At 56.4% G+C, this 14,121-nt stretch carries 12 protein-coding genes; 3 read left to right on the top strand and 9 right to left on the bottom strand.

Features of this window, described 5'->3' with window-relative positions:
* Nucleotides 1–87: 87 nt before the first annotated feature.
* Together EAV92_RS21180 and EAV92_RS21175 are read left to right on the top strand one after the other, a co-directional pair.
* Nucleotides 88–822 carry a Crp/Fnr family transcriptional regulator gene (locus EAV92_RS21180; protein WP_123042920.1) on the top strand — a complete coding sequence of 245 codons (735 nt, stop codon included), beginning with the start codon at nt 88–90 and terminating at the stop codon, nt 820–822.
* 99 nt (nt 823–921) lie between these two features.
* Nucleotides 922–2,409 (top strand): S41 family peptidase, encoded by a 1,488-nt coding sequence (locus tag EAV92_RS21175; RefSeq protein ID WP_123042919.1) that lies wholly within the window; start codon nt 922–924, stop codon nt 2,407–2,409.
* A gap of 289 nt (nt 2,410–2,698) precedes the next feature.
* Here the strand turns inward: EAV92_RS21175 and EAV92_RS21170 are convergent, their stop codons facing one another.
* Nucleotides 2,699–3,343: an HD domain-containing protein gene (locus EAV92_RS21170; RefSeq protein WP_241158583.1), complete on the bottom strand. Its 645-nt coding sequence runs from the start codon at nt 3,341–3,343 to the stop codon at nt 2,699–2,701.
* An 83-nt stretch (nt 3,344–3,426) separates the two neighbouring features.
* Between EAV92_RS21170 and EAV92_RS21165 the strand changes: the two genes are divergently transcribed.
* Nucleotides 3,427–4,305, top strand: coding sequence for a pentapeptide repeat-containing protein (locus tag EAV92_RS21165; RefSeq protein WP_123042918.1), 879 nt, complete (start codon nt 3,427–3,429; stop codon nt 4,303–4,305).
* 44 nt (nt 4,306–4,349) lie between these two features.
* Here the strand turns inward: EAV92_RS21165 and EAV92_RS21160 are convergent, their stop codons facing one another.
* The 8 genes from EAV92_RS21160 to EAV92_RS21125 form a co-directional block, all read right to left on the bottom strand.
* Nucleotides 4,350–4,709: a YrdB family protein gene (locus tag EAV92_RS21160; RefSeq protein WP_206424248.1), complete on the bottom strand. Its 360-nt coding sequence runs from the start codon at nt 4,707–4,709 to the stop codon at nt 4,350–4,352.
* A 365-nt stretch (nt 4,710–5,074) separates the two neighbouring features.
* Nucleotides 5,075–6,127 (bottom strand): Gfo/Idh/MocA family protein, encoded by a 1,053-nt coding sequence (locus EAV92_RS21155; protein WP_123042917.1) that lies wholly within the window; start codon nt 6,125–6,127, stop codon nt 5,075–5,077.
* A gap of 85 nt (nt 6,128–6,212) precedes the next feature.
* Nucleotides 6,213–7,898, bottom strand: a complete 1,686-nt coding sequence (locus EAV92_RS21150) for a glycoside hydrolase family 13 protein (RefSeq protein ID WP_164472939.1) — start codon at nt 7,896–7,898, stop codon at nt 6,213–6,215.
* Nucleotides 7,899–7,924: 26 nt separating this feature from the next.
* Complete coding sequence (locus tag EAV92_RS21145; protein ID WP_164472876.1) at nt 7,925–9,700, bottom strand: glycoside hydrolase family 66 protein; 1,776 nt, start codon at nt 9,698–9,700, stop codon at nt 7,925–7,927.
* A 2-nt stretch (nt 9,701–9,702) separates the two neighbouring features.
* The gene (locus tag EAV92_RS21140; RefSeq protein WP_123042914.1) at nt 9,703–10,437 is read right to left on the bottom strand and encodes a ThuA domain-containing protein; all 735 of its coding nucleotides are present in this window, start codon (nt 10,435–10,437) and stop codon (nt 9,703–9,705) included.
* Nucleotides 10,438–10,510: 73 nt separating this feature from the next.
* Nucleotides 10,511–12,115: an ABC transporter substrate-binding protein gene (locus EAV92_RS21135; protein ID WP_123042913.1), complete on the bottom strand. Its 1,605-nt coding sequence runs from the start codon at nt 12,113–12,115 to the stop codon at nt 10,511–10,513.
* Between the two features lie 59 nt (nt 12,116–12,174).
* Nucleotides 12,175–13,059: a carbohydrate ABC transporter permease gene (locus EAV92_RS21130; RefSeq protein ID WP_123042912.1), complete on the bottom strand. Its 885-nt coding sequence runs from the start codon at nt 13,057–13,059 to the stop codon at nt 12,175–12,177.
* An 11-nt stretch (nt 13,060–13,070) separates the two neighbouring features.
* Nucleotides 13,071–13,991, bottom strand: coding sequence for an ABC transporter permease (locus tag EAV92_RS21125; RefSeq protein ID WP_123042911.1), 921 nt, complete (start codon nt 13,989–13,991; stop codon nt 13,071–13,073).
* Nucleotides 13,992–14,121 lie beyond the last annotated feature (130 nt).

Raw genomic sequence — 14,121 nt, 5'->3', positions numbered from 1 at the left:
CTATGGTCCATCGCTTCCTTTCCCCGCGGCCCTGCCGATGTTACAATTTATGGAGCGTGCGCACGCACCCGCAAAGGAGCCTTTCCCATGCATCCAACCGCTCTCGATACGCCGTTCTTCCAAGGCATCATCCGTGATGAGGATCGGGAAGCCGTGCTGTCCCTTTTCGCCGAGCGGCATTATCCCAAAGGCTCGGTTGTTTTCTTCCATGGCGACGAGTGCCGCGAGATGTACATCATCAAAACCGGAGCTCTCAAAATCTACCGCCAAGATGCGGATCGGGAGATCGTGCTTGGCCATCAGTTTGCCGGGGAATCGATCGGGGAATTGGAGGTTTTCCATTACGACAAGTACCGCATGGCGTCCGTCGCCGCGATCGAGAAGTCCGTCCTCTGGATGATCAAGAAATCCGACCTGGAAGCGTTGACGAAGAAGTATCCCGAAATTCTTCGCAAAGCTTTCTACGTCGTGAGCGAACGCCTGAACCAGGCGGACCGCAAGCTGCAGTACCTGGCTTTCCTCGATACGAGGGTGCGCGTCGCGAACCTTCTGCTCGATTTGGGCTCCAACTTCGGCAAGGAAACGGATCAGGGCCTTGAAATTCAATGGAAGGTGACCCAGCAGCACTTCGCGAACATGATCGGCGTCGGCCGCGAGACGGCGGCCAGGGCGCTTCAGGAGCTTCAGCAGGAGGGCGTGATCCGGATCCGGAACAAGCAATTTTCCATACTCGACTTGGAGACCTTGAAGGCGATTGCCGGTCCCGATCAAGTCGTCTCGGACTCTCGCAAATGGCATTCGACCCACAAATATATGATATAATTCCCAGCCGGATTTTTCTGTGTTCCGACCGGCAATTCTTTTGTGCTCTATATCACAGTTTTTAAGAAGTGCTTTTACATAAGGAGGCTTCCTTCATCCATGAAAAGAACGACAGCGCCGCGAGTGCGGCGCCTGCTCATCGGCGCGCTGGCCGCCCTCGCCCTTCAGCTTGCACCGCTCCAGACATTCGCGGCCCAGCAGAAATCCGACGACACCCTGCTCGAAGCCTTCCATCTCATCCTGGATAACCACTATACGCATCCGGACGAGAACGCGCTGCTGCAAGCGGCCATCAAGGGAATGCTGGACTCGCTGGACGACCCCTTCAGCAATTACATGTCCGCCGAAGAGTACCAGGACTTCATGAACGCGATCAACCAATCGTACGCCGGCATCGGTATCACGATTGAAGCGGACGAGGAAAGCCCGGCGCTGGTCGTGGCCGGTCTAGTGGCGGACGCGCCTGCCTCCAAAGCCGGCATCCTGGCCGGTGACCGGATCGTCGGAATCGACGGCGTTGCCGTCACGGCCGACACGCTCGAAGCCGCGCCCGCGAAAATTCGCGGCAAGGAAGGCACGGCCGTCACACTCCAAGTCGTCAGGAACGGCAAGCGGATCGATTTCACGGTGATTCGCGCGAGCCTGCAGCTGCCTGAAGTCAGCTCGGACGATCTCGGGGACGGCATCGCGTACATTCGCATTTTTACGTTCGGCGACAATACGGCTTCCGAATTCGATCAAGCGCTGAAAGCCGCGACGGCCAAAAAGCCGAAAGGCCTCGTGCTCGACTTGCGGGGCAACGGCGGCGGTTCCGTACTGGCCGCGCTTCAAGTCGCGGATCAATTCCTGAAGTCGGGCAAAATCCTCATCGTTCACGACCAAGGGGAGGAAGCGGCGATCGAGGCGGATTCCGAGGGCACGGATCTCCCCGTCACCGTGCTGATCGACGAGAATACGGCCAGCGCTTCCGAGATGCTGGCGGGTGCCCTGCAGCGGAACGGCCGGGCCAAACTCGTCGGCGTCACATCCTACGGCAAAGGCACGATGCAGGCGCCGTATGATTTGCCGAACGGAAGCGAGCTGAAGGTGTCGATCGACAACTGGGAGCTGCCCGACGGCACTTCGATCCAGAAAACGGGCCTGACGCCCGACGTTTATATCGAAAGGCCGGAGGCCGCCGCCAACGCTGCGAAACAGCTGCTGCTGCCGGACCGCCGGCAGACGCTGACGCTGTCCCGGAAGTCTGCGACCGGGAAGCTGAACGGCACGATCGAGCTGATCGACGTCCCCTCTCCTCGCGTGGCGAGCGGCGTGACGTATGTCCCGCTGCGCTACGTTTTCGAGTCGTTCGGCTCGCAGATCGATTGGGACCCGGACAAACGGCTCATCCATTTTGAGCACGAAGGCAAAAAGGTGACCGTCGACTTGCGCAAGCAAGCCGTGACGATCGACGGCAAGAAGGTGGCGGCGGTTCAAGCGATCCGCTCCTTCGGGGAAAGCGCCTACGTCTCGACCGCCGTCATCAAGGCCATTACCGGCTCGGCCGTCAACGTCACTTCCGCAGCCGTGACGATGTACAGCAAGTAAACGGTAAAGAAGATCGCCAATATCCTGCCTGCTAGGCGAGATAATGGCGATCTTCTTTGTTGTCTGGCCGAGAACCTACTCCGATGCATTCGCAACGGAACTCAGCGACCTTATTCCTGCAAATAACCCCCGTTCGGGATGCTAACGGAACTCAGCGGCGCTATTCAGCCATTTCGAGGCCGTTTCTTCGTGATATCAGGACGATAACGTCGCTCAGTTCCGTTAGATTCTCAAATTGACGTTTGTCCGACGAATAACGCTTCTCAGTTCCGTAAGCATCCCCCAGCCTTTAACCTTCCCATTCCTCGTAAAAGCGGTTCACGTATTCTTCCATATAGCGATGCCGCTCCTCCGCGATTCGTTTCGCTGCCGGCGTGTTGATGAGGTCCTTCAGCTTCAGCAGCTTCTCGTGGAAATGGTTGATGGCGGTCGTTTTTCCCAACCGGTACTGCTCGGCGGTCATCGACTCGCGGGGCGGCAAGTGCGGGTCGTGCATCGGATGGCCCTTCCACCCGGCATAGACGAAGGCCCTGGCGATCGCGATCGCCCCGATCGCGTCGAGACGGTCCGCATCCTGGACGACTTTCCCCTCGATCGTACGCATCGGCGGATTTTGGCCGCCATTGTAAGACATCGTGGAGATGATCTCCAGGACGTGAGCCGAATCTTCCTCAGCGACCTGCTCGCTGCGAAGCCAATCGCGGACTTTCGCGAGCCCGGCTTCCTTCGATTCGTTCAGTTTTTCGTCCGCCACGTCATGAAGCAGCGCCGCCATGCGGCAAACGAACGCGTCCGCTCCCTCCTCGGCCGCAAGCCGAGCCGCCATCCGGTCGACGCGGTGAATGTGCCACCAATCATGGCCGGACAGATCGTTCCCCAGCTCCGCCTTCGCGAATCGTTCCGCAGCCTCGAGCTGGCTTTCCCGTCTATCGATCACTTCAACTTGCTCCCTTCCCGTACCATTGACGATCAAAATATACAATACTACCATGGAAAGAAGCAAAGGGAGGCTTCTTCATGTCCGAACGTTCCGAATCTAACCCGCTTGTTCCCGGCGGCGACCGCTCCCGCCTGCAAGCCGACTGCGAGAGCTGTTTCGGCTTGTGCTGCGTCGCGCTGCCTTTCTCGGCTTCGGCCGATTTCGCCATCGACAAAAACGCCGGCCACCCCTGTCCGAACCTCAGGGAGGACTTCCGCTGCGGCGTGCATGACCGGCTCCGGCCTCTGGGCTTCCGGGGCTGTACCGTATTCGATTGTTTCGGCGCCGGCCAGAAGGTTTCACAATCCACTTTCCATGGACAGGACTGGCGTCAAAACCCAAGTTCCGCGAAAACGATGTTCGAGGTTCTTCCGGTCATGCGGCAGCTTCACGAGCTGCTGTGGTATCTCTCCGAGGCCATGACCATGGACGCCGCTCTCCCGATTCGGGAAGAGCTCCGTAAAGCGTTCGACGAAACGGAACGTCTCGCCGATTTGGATGCCGAAGCGCTGCTTCGGTTGGACGTCGCGTCTCATCGGGCCGAAGTGAACGGTCTGCTTCTACGCGCCAGCGAACTCGCACGGGCCGCATCCCGCCACAAAGCTCAGCGTCCGCCCAAACATAAAAAAGCGATCGGCCGGGGAGCCGATCTCATCGGCGCGAAGCTGCGCGGCGCCGATCTAAGAAGCGCCAACCTGAGAGGCGCGTATCTGATCGCGGCCGACTTGAGAGACGCAGACCTCAGAGGGGCCGACCTGATCGGAGCCGATTTCCGGGACGCCGACCTCAGCGGTGCCGATCTCACCGACACTCTCTTTCTTACCCAAGCCCAGTTGAATGCGGCGAAAGGCGATGCCCGCACGAAACTGCCGCCATCCCTCACCACTCCCTCGCATTGGATACGGCACGCATCATAACGAACAAGCAAGCGGGGTGCTCCTGACGGAGCGCCCCGTTTTGCTTACTTTGCGATATCGTCCGGCATCTCCGAAACCAGTCCTAACGAGAAGATCAGGGCCACGACGATCACGGAAACGGCGAGCATGGCAACCGCCCAGCCGGAAAGCCCGCTTGCGTACAAGGCGGCCGACGCCGCGGCGAAAACGACGAGTTTCAGCACTTCACGAACCGGAGGGAAAAAGACCGGTATAGAGGCCTTCGGGGCCAGGAACAGCGACCAGACGACCAGCACGAGAACGGGAATGCCGATCGCGGCCCACAGGCCAAACCGGTGGCCCCAACGGGCGAAGGCGGCCAAAGAAGCCAGCTCGAGAAGAAACATGCACGCTAAAGTGAACATGGCGATCAAGGACAATTTCATGAGAACAACCTCCAAAATGTTTGCTATCTATAATAGCATATTAACTAATTACGTTAGTTTATGTCAAGCGAGAATTTTTTATTTTCTAAAGCCGTAAACATAAAGAGGCCGTCCCAAAAGTTTATGGGACAGCCCCTTGCTTACGGAACTGAGAAGCGTTATTCGTCGGACAAACGTCATTTTTAGATTCTAACGGAACTCAGCGACGTTATCGTCCGAGTATCACGAAGAATTGGCCTCGAAATTGCGGAATAACGGCGTATGGTTCCGCTAGTCTCCCAAACGGGCTCGAAAACAAGAAATAAGGTCGCTGAGTTCCGTTGCGGTTGAGTACAATTCAGACGGATTCATACGGATTCCTACACTTACAATCGGATTACCGTTCGCTGCTCATCCGCCCGGACGATGGCGTCCAGCACTTCCTGGTTGCGGTAACCGTCCATCAAACCCGGAAGTCCGTCCGGCTCCTGTCCTTTCAGCATCGCGATGAAGTCCTCATATTGAGAAACCTTGCAGTGCTTAGGCACATCGAGCTCCGTCTTTGCCAGCTGGCCCTTCTCCTCTTCGCGGATCCAGACGATCCGGTCCGGATCCAGCGTGGATGCGTGGATCGTCCCGAAATCTCCGTAAATGGATACCTCATGCTGATTGCCGGAACCGATGGCGTTGCGCGTCGTCTGGAAGACGCCCATGACATCCCCCGTCATTCTGGCTTGGAAACTCGCGAAATCATCCACCTCGATGCGAACCATCTCGCCCGTCGATGGATGCGGTCGCTCGGGAATGATCGTATGCAGCTGCGCCGACAGCTCTTGGAATTCCCCGAACAGAAACCGGGCCATATCGATCATATGCGAACCCAAGTCGCCCAGCGTACCCGTCCCCGTAATCCTCCGGTCGAACCGCCAGACATAGGGAACTTTGTATGGCGCCCCTCCCCAGCCCTGCAGATATTGAATCGAAAAGCTTCGGACGGCGCCGATCTTGCCTTCCCGAATCAGCTCCCTGGCGTAACGGAATGCCGGGGTATAGCGGTAGCTAAAACCGATCATGGCCGGCACCGGCTTCTGCTCGTACAGCTGCAGAAGCGGAACCGCCTCCTCGAAAACGCGGGTAAACGGCTTCTCGGCCATGAAAGGTTTTCCCGCTTCCAGACAGGCGCGAACGATGTCCGCATGCGTATGGTTTGGCGTGGCCGAAACGATGGCATCCACGTCCGGGTCCGCGATCAGACTGACGAAATCGGCATACCGTTTATCTTCCGCGATCCCGCACTCCGCCCCGACTTTTGCCAAAGCATCCGGGTTCACGTCGCTGACCGCGACGAGCTCCAAATTGTCGCCGTTCTCCTTCATCCAACGGATATGGGCTTGGGCCATTCCTCCGAGCCCGATGAGACCGATCCGAAATTTGCTCATTGCCACGATTTCTCCCCTCGACTTTTAGTCCTCTGCCCGGTACAGAATCACATTTGCTCATTGCCACGATTTCTCCCCTCGACTTTTAGTCCTCTGCCCGGTACAGAATCACTTGTGCTTCATAAGGTCTCAACACGCCGCTCAACGCCGGTTCCGCAACCGTCTCGTAATTGCCGATCAATCTCGTGCCTTGCCCCGGGAACGCCGATGCCTCCAGTTCATAAGAAGCATCCCGTTCGGTAAAATTGATCAGCACGAGCAGCCGTTCGTTCCCCAGCTTTCTCGTATAGGCGTATATCTGCTCATGGTCCGCCAAAATCAGCTCGAAGCTGCCGTAAACGATAATGTCATGGCTCTTCCGGAGCCGGATGAGCTCCTGATAGTAGTAATAGATCGAGTCCGGATCCGCCAACGCCGCTTTCGCGTTGATGGCCGTATAATTCGGGTTGACCTGAAGCCACGGCCGTCCGGTCGTGAATCCCGCGTTCTCTCCGTCATCCCACTGCATCGGCGTGCGGGCGTTGTCCCGCCCCTTCACATAGATGGATTCCATCACCATCGCGGGATCGGCGCCGCCTTCGGTTACGCGTTCCCGGTACATGTTGTGGATCTCCAGATCGTTGTAATCGGCCAGCGATGCGAAGCGGACATTGGTCATGCCCAGCTCTTCGCCCTGATAGATATAAGGCGTTCCCTGCATCATGTGGAGGAAGGTGCCCAGCATTTTCGCCGACAACACGCGATAAGCCGCGGTGTCGTTGCCGAACCTTGAAACCATGCGGGGCTGGTCGTGATTGTTCAGATACAGGCTGTTCCAGGCCCGTCCGTCCAATTCGGTCTGCCACTTGCTCATCGTCGCTTTCAAATCCGCCAGCCGCCACGGCCGCAGATCCCATTTGCCGCCCGCTCCGGAATCGAGGTCCATATGCTCGAACTGGAACACCATGTTGAGCTCCGAACCGTCCAGATTGGCGTAACGGATCGCCTCCTCGGGCGATGCCCCCGGCGCTTCGCCGACGGTGATCGTGTCGAACTTGGACAATACCCGCTCGTTCATCTCGCGCAAATACTCGTGAACCTTGGGGCCGTTCATGAAATGATCGCCGCCCCACGCATAGCGGTCGTTCCCGACGCTCGGCAGCCCTTCCGTTTTGGAGATCAGGTTGATGACGTCCATCCGGAAGCCGTCCACGCCTTTCTCCAGCCACCACGTCATCATGTCGTACACCTCTTGCCGAACCTTCGGGTTTTCCCAATTCAGGTCGGGCTGCTTCTTGCTGAAAAGATGCAGGAAGTATTCATCCGTCGCTTCGTCGTATTGCCAAGCTGAGCCGCTGAAGAACGACACCCAGTTGTTCGGTTCCCGCCCGTCGTCCTTGCCCGGACGCCAAATGTAATAGTCTCGGTACGCATTGTCCTTGGACTTGCGCGACTCCACAAACCAGGCGTGCTCGTCGGACGTATGGTTGACGACGAGATCCATCATCAGCTTCATGCCCCGGTCGTGCAGCCCTTTCAGCAGCGCTTCCCAATCTTCCATCGTGCCGAATTCGTCCATGATCGCCTGGTAATCGCTGATATCGTAGCCGTTATCGTCATTCGGGGAACGGTACACGGGCGACAGCCAAATGACGTCTACCCCAAGATTATGCAAATAGTCGAGCCGAGAAATGATGCCCGGAATGTCGCCGATTCCGTCTCCGTTACTGTCTTGAAAGCTGCGAGGGTAAATCTGGTAAACGACGCTTTCCTTCCACCAGGACTTGCGAATGTCTGTCATGATTGGCATGCACCTTCTTATTCGTATTCGATGACGATCATATCCCAATATTTGAGGTTCGGGACCTCGATATCCATGGCTTCTCCGTCTTTCTTGAAGGATAGCGGAATCGGAGAACCGCCGTACAGATCCGGAGTGGCCAGCCAGATCCGCTTCACTTTCTTGCCTTCTTTCGGCTGGAGGCGGTATTTCAACCCTTGAAGCATGGCCGGCTCCGGCTGCGTTCCCTTGGCATCCTTCCATTGCGTTGAATCCGCGTTCGTCAGGTTGATCAAGTGGACGATGCTCGTGTCCCCTTTGTCCTTGGCGAACGCCCAGAGTTTGCCGGTCTCCGGGTTGTCGGAAAGCGGCGGTCCCTCAACTGCTTTAAGCGGCTGCGCAGCTTCGGTCGCGCCGTCGCGAAGCAGATTCTCGTAGGCGGTCAGGAAATCGTAATAGTGCTGCAGCTGCCGCCACAGCGCATCCGGGACGGCCAGGTTGCGGTTCGGGAAGTACTCCTTCGCGAGCAAGCCCTCGCCCGCCTCGAGATGGGAGCCGCCGGCCGCGAAGATCGCGGCGTCCGCCAGCAGCACGCCCGGCGCGTTGAATTGCCCGGGACCGTCCGCCAAATCGTAATTCATGTAAGCGGCGACGACGGTGTTCTTCCGATGCTGGCTCAGCATGCCGTTCTGGTCGATGACGTCTTTCAGATCCTGCATCTCGTTCATCCATACTTCGGTGTACAGAAACTTCACGGGCGACTTCGCAATTTCCTGCTGGCCGAACTGATTGACGGCATTCATGACGTAATCCACGTGGAGATCCTTCTTCGCTGCTTCAAGGAAGCTTCGATAGGCTGCCGGCAGATCCACGAGATTGCCGCCATAATCGAACACGCCGCCCCTGTCTCCGAGTTGGTCCACGTGGTACCCGTCGAAGCCAAGGGTTTCGAACGCCTTCTTTTCCTGTCCCAACAGGTAGCGTTGCCAGTCCTCGTTCGCCGGGTTCATCAAGAAAATATTGCTTTTCCAGGAGGAAGGCAGCGGGTGCTGATCCTGCTCCTCATGCACCGGATCTTTGAACAAGCCCCATTCTTGCTTGGCTCCGTCCTGCTCGTAGCCCGCGTTCGCCCCGAACAGCAGGTTGTAATTCATCGCTTTCATGCCCCGCGCGTGCGCTTCGTCGATATAGCTCTTGACGGTCTGGGCGCTTATCGTCCGGTTGGCGATATCCGTCCAGTCAGAAGCCGGCTGCCCGCCTTCCATAGGGAGCGGATCATGGTGCTTCGACTGCCAATCGTAAAATTGGAGGCCATTGAGATGGAGGCGGTTGAGCCGATCCATCACGGCCTTCTGCGCGTCCTCGGTCATTTCGCCGAAATCAGCCAAGTAGCCGTACCGCGGGAACTTCCCCCAATCCGAAGATATGTCGACGCCGATGCCGGCATGATCGACGTAATCTCCGCCATGCTTCAGAAATACGTCCACGTAATAACCTTGGTAATCGTCTTTCGGCGGCTCCCAGCTCCATGAGGCGGTTGCGCCGTCCATCTTCACGGTCTCTTCCTTCAAATTGTCCGACAGATGGGAATAGCGCACCAATAGGGCGTCCCCTTGCGACGCATCCTTCAAACGAAGCTGAAGACGGACCGGCTTGCCCGGCTCGTACCGAGCCTGATCCGACGTCAGCTCGGCGATCCCGCCGCTTTCCCCGATTTTAACGACATCCGGATGAGACTTCGTAAAAGAGCAAGCCTGCAGCACGAGAGCCGAGACGGCCACCGCTGCAATGGCTGTCGAGATTCGAATCCGCACGCTCATTTCTTCTCCTTAATCGTCTCAAGCGGAGAAGTATTTCCGTAGACCGGAGCCGCCGTCCGGGCGGGTTTCGCCCACCGAACTGCGTTTGAAATGACCTTCAAAATCTCCGGATTGCGATACGTCGGATAAGTCTCGTGTCCGGGACGGAAGTAGAAGATCTTCCCTTGGCCGCGGCGGTACGTCAGTCCGCTCCGAAACACTTCGCCGCCTTCGAACCAACTGATGAAAATCAGCTCGTCCGGCGCGGGAACGTTGAAATGCTCCCCGTACATTTCTTCCATCGGCAGTTCGATGTACTCTCCGATCCCGGAGACAATCGGATGCGCGTGATCCACGACCCACAGACGTTCCTTCTCGTCCGCTTCCCGCCATTTCAATTGGCAGGTCGGGGTTCCCATCAGCTTATTGAAAATTTTCGAGCAATGCCCGGAATGCAGCACGATCAGGCCCATCCCTTCCAGAACCCGTCTGTACACCCGGTTCACGACGGTATCATCCACTTGATCGTGGGCCATGTGCCCCCACCAGATGAGCACGTCGGTTTCTTTCAGCACTTGCTCGGACAAGCCGTGCTCCGCTTCCCCCAGCGTGGCGGTGCGAATCTCGAACTCCTCGCTGCGGATGCCGGAGGCGATCGCCTGATGGATTCCGTCCGGATAGACTTCGGCCACCTTCGGATTACGGATTTCGTGCAGGTATTCGTTCCAGATCGTCACTTTAACGGCGGTCATTCGTTTCTCCTCCTCAATGGAAGAAGGGGTATAACCGCAGCCTTCACGGTCATACCCCTCCATTCAAGTTTCTTTATTTGCCGTTGGCGGCGCGCCAAGCGTCAACTTGCTTTTGGGCCTCCGCAACGATTTTGTCCATGCCGGCGGCTTTGAGCTTGGAGATCATCTTCGGCAGGTCGACCGCCGGATCCAATTGGCCCGATTTGAAGCCGGGATCGTAGGTGCTTTGGACTTTGCCGACCGCGATCAGCTCGTTCTTCACCGGCTCCGGATCGAACACGAATCCGAACAGCGGGGAAGGCTGGCTTTTCACCATCTCGTTGAATTGCTCATAGTTCTGGTACTTGTTCGGATCTTCTCCGACGCGGGTATAGTTCAGCATTTGGTTGCCGAGCTGCCACTGATTGTCGTGGAAGAATCCGACATTGTCCTGGGACTTGCCGTCCGGCAGGGCGATTTGGCCGTCCTTCAGCACGTAATGCTTGCCTTCGACGCCGTAGTTCATCAAAGTGAGCAGGTTCTTGTCTTTGTAGAACAGGTTAAGCAGCATCATGGCGCGAGCCGGATCTTTAGAGGTCTGGGAGATCGCTTGCAGCGTCGCCGAGAGCTTCGACGTGTGCAGACGGTCGATGTTCATCGGGATTTGGAGCAGATCCACGCCGAGCTGCGTGCTCTTGTTCGCCATAGGAGACGCATTGCCGATGGCCATGTCTTTCACGATTTCAAGGTCGGAACCGATCGAAGCAAAGGCGGTTTTCGCTTGAAACTTCTTGTAAATGTCGATGCCCGGCGTCGTCGCGTCCTTGTTGATATAGCCTTTAACGAACCAGTCGTGCGTCAATTGCGCGAGTTCCAGATAACGCGGCGTTTCGTATCCGTCAACGACCTTGTACGGGTTGTTCGGATCGGGATTCCGCTGATCCAATCCGACCATGCCGATGATGCTTTCCATGCTGCCGGAGTTAAAGTAGGCATCCAGCGGGAAGGCCGGTCCGACGGCAGGCGTAACGCCCGGTTCTTTTTCCTTGATCGTCTTCAGGATCGGCTCCAAGTCCTTGAATTCGCCGGACTTCAGCGCGCTGAGATCCAGGTTGTATTTGTCCACCAGCGCTTTGCTGACGACGATGCCCTGGGGATTGCCAAGCTCTTGGTGAACGTGAACGCCGTACAGCTTGCCGCCGCGGCGTGCGCCATCGAGCAGATTGCCTTCCGCGGCTGTAATATCCGGACCGTACTGCTTGATCAGATCATCCAGCGGAAGCAGCGCGCCTTTGACCACCTGGGACTCGTAATTCATCCAGTTGGCGGTCCACAGCAAGTCGAACTTCTCTCCGGAGGACATCATGAGGTTGATTTTGTCTCCGTAAGCGCTCCAGTCGATCGGGTTCAACTTGACCGTCATGTTCATTTCCGGATACGTCTTTTTCAAGTAATCGTTCATGGCGCTTTGCACGCTGCTCAAATCGTTCTGTTTGCCGTCCGGATAAACCATGACGACTTCATACGGATCGAGCGGCTTCTTGCCGGAGTCCGAGCTCTGCGCACTTGCGGACGCCGAAGGACTCGAGCTCGAGGCGGATTGTTCTTCCTTGTTGGAACCGCAGCCTGCCAATGCGATCGAAATCACGAGCAGCAGCGACATGACGATGGCCGATCTTTTTTTCTTTAACCGATCCATTTGTTACCCTCCTGAAAAATACGAATGAATGTTTTATACTAAATCGGCCGAAGCCGAAATTAGCCTTTCACGGCACCGATCGTCAAGCCTTTGACGAAATACTTCTGCAGGAACGGAAACACCAAGGCAATCGGTGCCACGGCGATGATCGCCATGGCCATCCGCAGTTCCTCCAGCGGCTGGAGGGGCGAGCTCGCGGCGTCTATGTGGGCCTTGTCCGCGATGGATTGCAGATATTGGGCATTCATCAGCGTGTTATATAGGAAATATTGCAGGTTGTAGAGCTTATCGTTATTGATGAAGACCAGGCTCGTAAACCAGTCGTTCCAATACCCGACGATGGAGAACAGACCGATGGTGGCCAGTACCGGCAGGGAAAGCGGAAGAATGATGCTGAAATACGTGCGGTATTCGCTCGCTCCGTCGATCTGGGCCGAATCCATCAGGGACGGAGGAATGCTGGTCGTGAAATAGGTCCGCATGACGAATACGTTAAAGCCGCCGAGCAGTCCGGGTACGATCAAGGCGAGCAAGGAATTCTGAAAATGCAGCACCTTCGTGTAGACCAGATACCAGGGCAGCAGACCGCCGCCGAACAGCATCGTGAGAAGCACGTAGAAGTTCATGAACCTGCGAAGCGGGAACTCCTTGCGGGACAGGGAGAAAGCCAGTGCCGAGGTCAAAAACAAGCTGACGACGGTACCGATCGCGGTCACCAGAATCGAGACGCCGAAGGCTCTCAATATCGGCTCCGCGTCGTGAATCAGATAGCGGTAAGCCGCAAAATCGAATTCCGCAGGCCAGAAGCTGTAGCCGTTCTTGGTCAGCGAATTCTGGCTGCTGAACGAGATCATCAGAATCAACCAGAAGGGGATGATGCAGACGAGGCTCGCCAGAATAAAGAACAGATGGATGACCGGATGCGTCCGATTCTCGCTTTTCATGCATTCCCCTCCTAGAACAACGCCTTGTCGCTGCTTATTTTTTTGACGACCGCATTCACCGTAACCACGAGAACGAAACCGACGACGGATTGGAGCAGACCTGCCGAGGAAGCGAGGTTCGAATCCCCGGAAACCAACAGCGCATTGTAAACGTAAGTGTCGATAACTTCGGTCGTGCTCTTGAGCATTCCCGCATTCAAGGTGACTTGGTAGAACAAACCGAAATCCGCGTTGAAAATGTGTCCGATGGAAAGCAACGTCAAAATGACGATGACCGGAACGAGAAACGGCAGCGTAATGCGGGTCATTTGCTTCCACTTGCCGGCGCCGTCCAGCATCGCCGCCTCGTAATACTCCTTGTCGATCCCGATGATGGTCGCCAAGTAGATCACGGAGCCGAAACCGACGGATTTCCAGATGTTCACGAACGCCAGAATGTAAGGCCAATATTTCGGGGACATGTACCAGGAAATCGTCGGATAACCGAGCGGTTCCAAAATCGACTTATTGATAAAGCCCAGGTCCGGGTTCAGGAAGCCGAAAACCAGATAGGCCACGACAACCATGGAAATAAAGTTCGGCAGAATCAAGGCGCTTTGGTAAAACTTTGCGAACAACCGGTTTTTGACCTCGTTCATCAGCAAAGCCAGCAATACCGCGAGTGTCGTGTTGACGACCAGAAAGACAAGGTTGTAAAGAATCGTATGGGCGACGATAAGCCAAATATCGTTCGTGGCGAATAGGAACTTGAAGTTGTCGAACCCGTTCCATTCGCTGCCGAAAATTCCTTTGGCATAGTTGAAATCCTTGAAAGCCAGAAAGATTCCGAACATGGGGAAGTAGTTATTCACCAGGAGCAGCAGGAAACCCGGAAGCGCGAGCAGCAGTAACGCCCGGTACTTCCACAGCCTCCGGAGTCTCGATTCTTTCATCATTTCCACCTTTTCATGCCTGACATGCAGCCTAGCGGCTAGCGATGAGTTCAGTATACTAACGCTCCGGTTTCCCACCCACCGTTTTTGTAACTTCGGCTTGGTCGTTATGTGACTTCGCTCGGCCAGC

It is taken from the genome of Cohnella candidum, assembly GCF_003713065.1.
Classification (GTDB): Bacteria; Bacillota; Bacilli; order Paenibacillales; family Paenibacillaceae; genus Cohnella; species Cohnella candidum.
Note: the sequence above shows the minus strand (reverse complement) of the source record. Positions and strands in the feature narration are given on the sequence as shown.

Excerpts from the sequence above, each read along its gene's own strand:
- EAV92_RS21180 (WP_123042920.1), top strand. The coding sequence starts at position 88 with ATGCATCCAACCGCTCTCGATACGCCGTTCTTCCAAGGCATCATCCGT.
- EAV92_RS21175 (WP_123042919.1), top strand. The coding sequence starts at position 922 with ATGAAAAGAACGACAGCGCCGCGAGTGCGGCGCCTGCTCATCGGCGCG.
- EAV92_RS21165 (WP_123042918.1), top strand. The coding sequence starts at position 3,427 with ATGTCCGAACGTTCCGAATCTAACCCGCTTGTTCCCGGCGGCGACCGC.
- EAV92_RS21160 (WP_206424248.1), bottom strand. The coding sequence starts at position 4,709 with ATGAAATTGTCCTTGATCGCCATGTTCACTTTAGCGTGCATGTTTCTT.
- EAV92_RS21155 (WP_123042917.1), bottom strand. The coding sequence starts at position 6,127 with ATGAGCAAATTTCGGATCGGTCTCATCGGGCTCGGAGGAATGGCCCAA.
- EAV92_RS21140 (WP_123042914.1), bottom strand. The coding sequence starts at position 10,437 with ATGACCGCCGTTAAAGTGACGATCTGGAACGAATACCTGCACGAAATC.
- EAV92_RS21135 (WP_123042913.1), bottom strand. The coding sequence starts at position 12,115 with ATGGATCGGTTAAAGAAAAAAAGATCGGCCATCGTCATGTCGCTGCTG.
- EAV92_RS21130 (WP_123042912.1), bottom strand. The coding sequence starts at position 13,059 with ATGAAAAGCGAGAATCGGACGCATCCGGTCATCCATCTGTTCTTTATT.
- EAV92_RS21125 (WP_123042911.1), bottom strand. The coding sequence starts at position 13,991 with ATGAAAGAATCGAGACTCCGGAGGCTGTGGAAGTACCGGGCGTTACTG.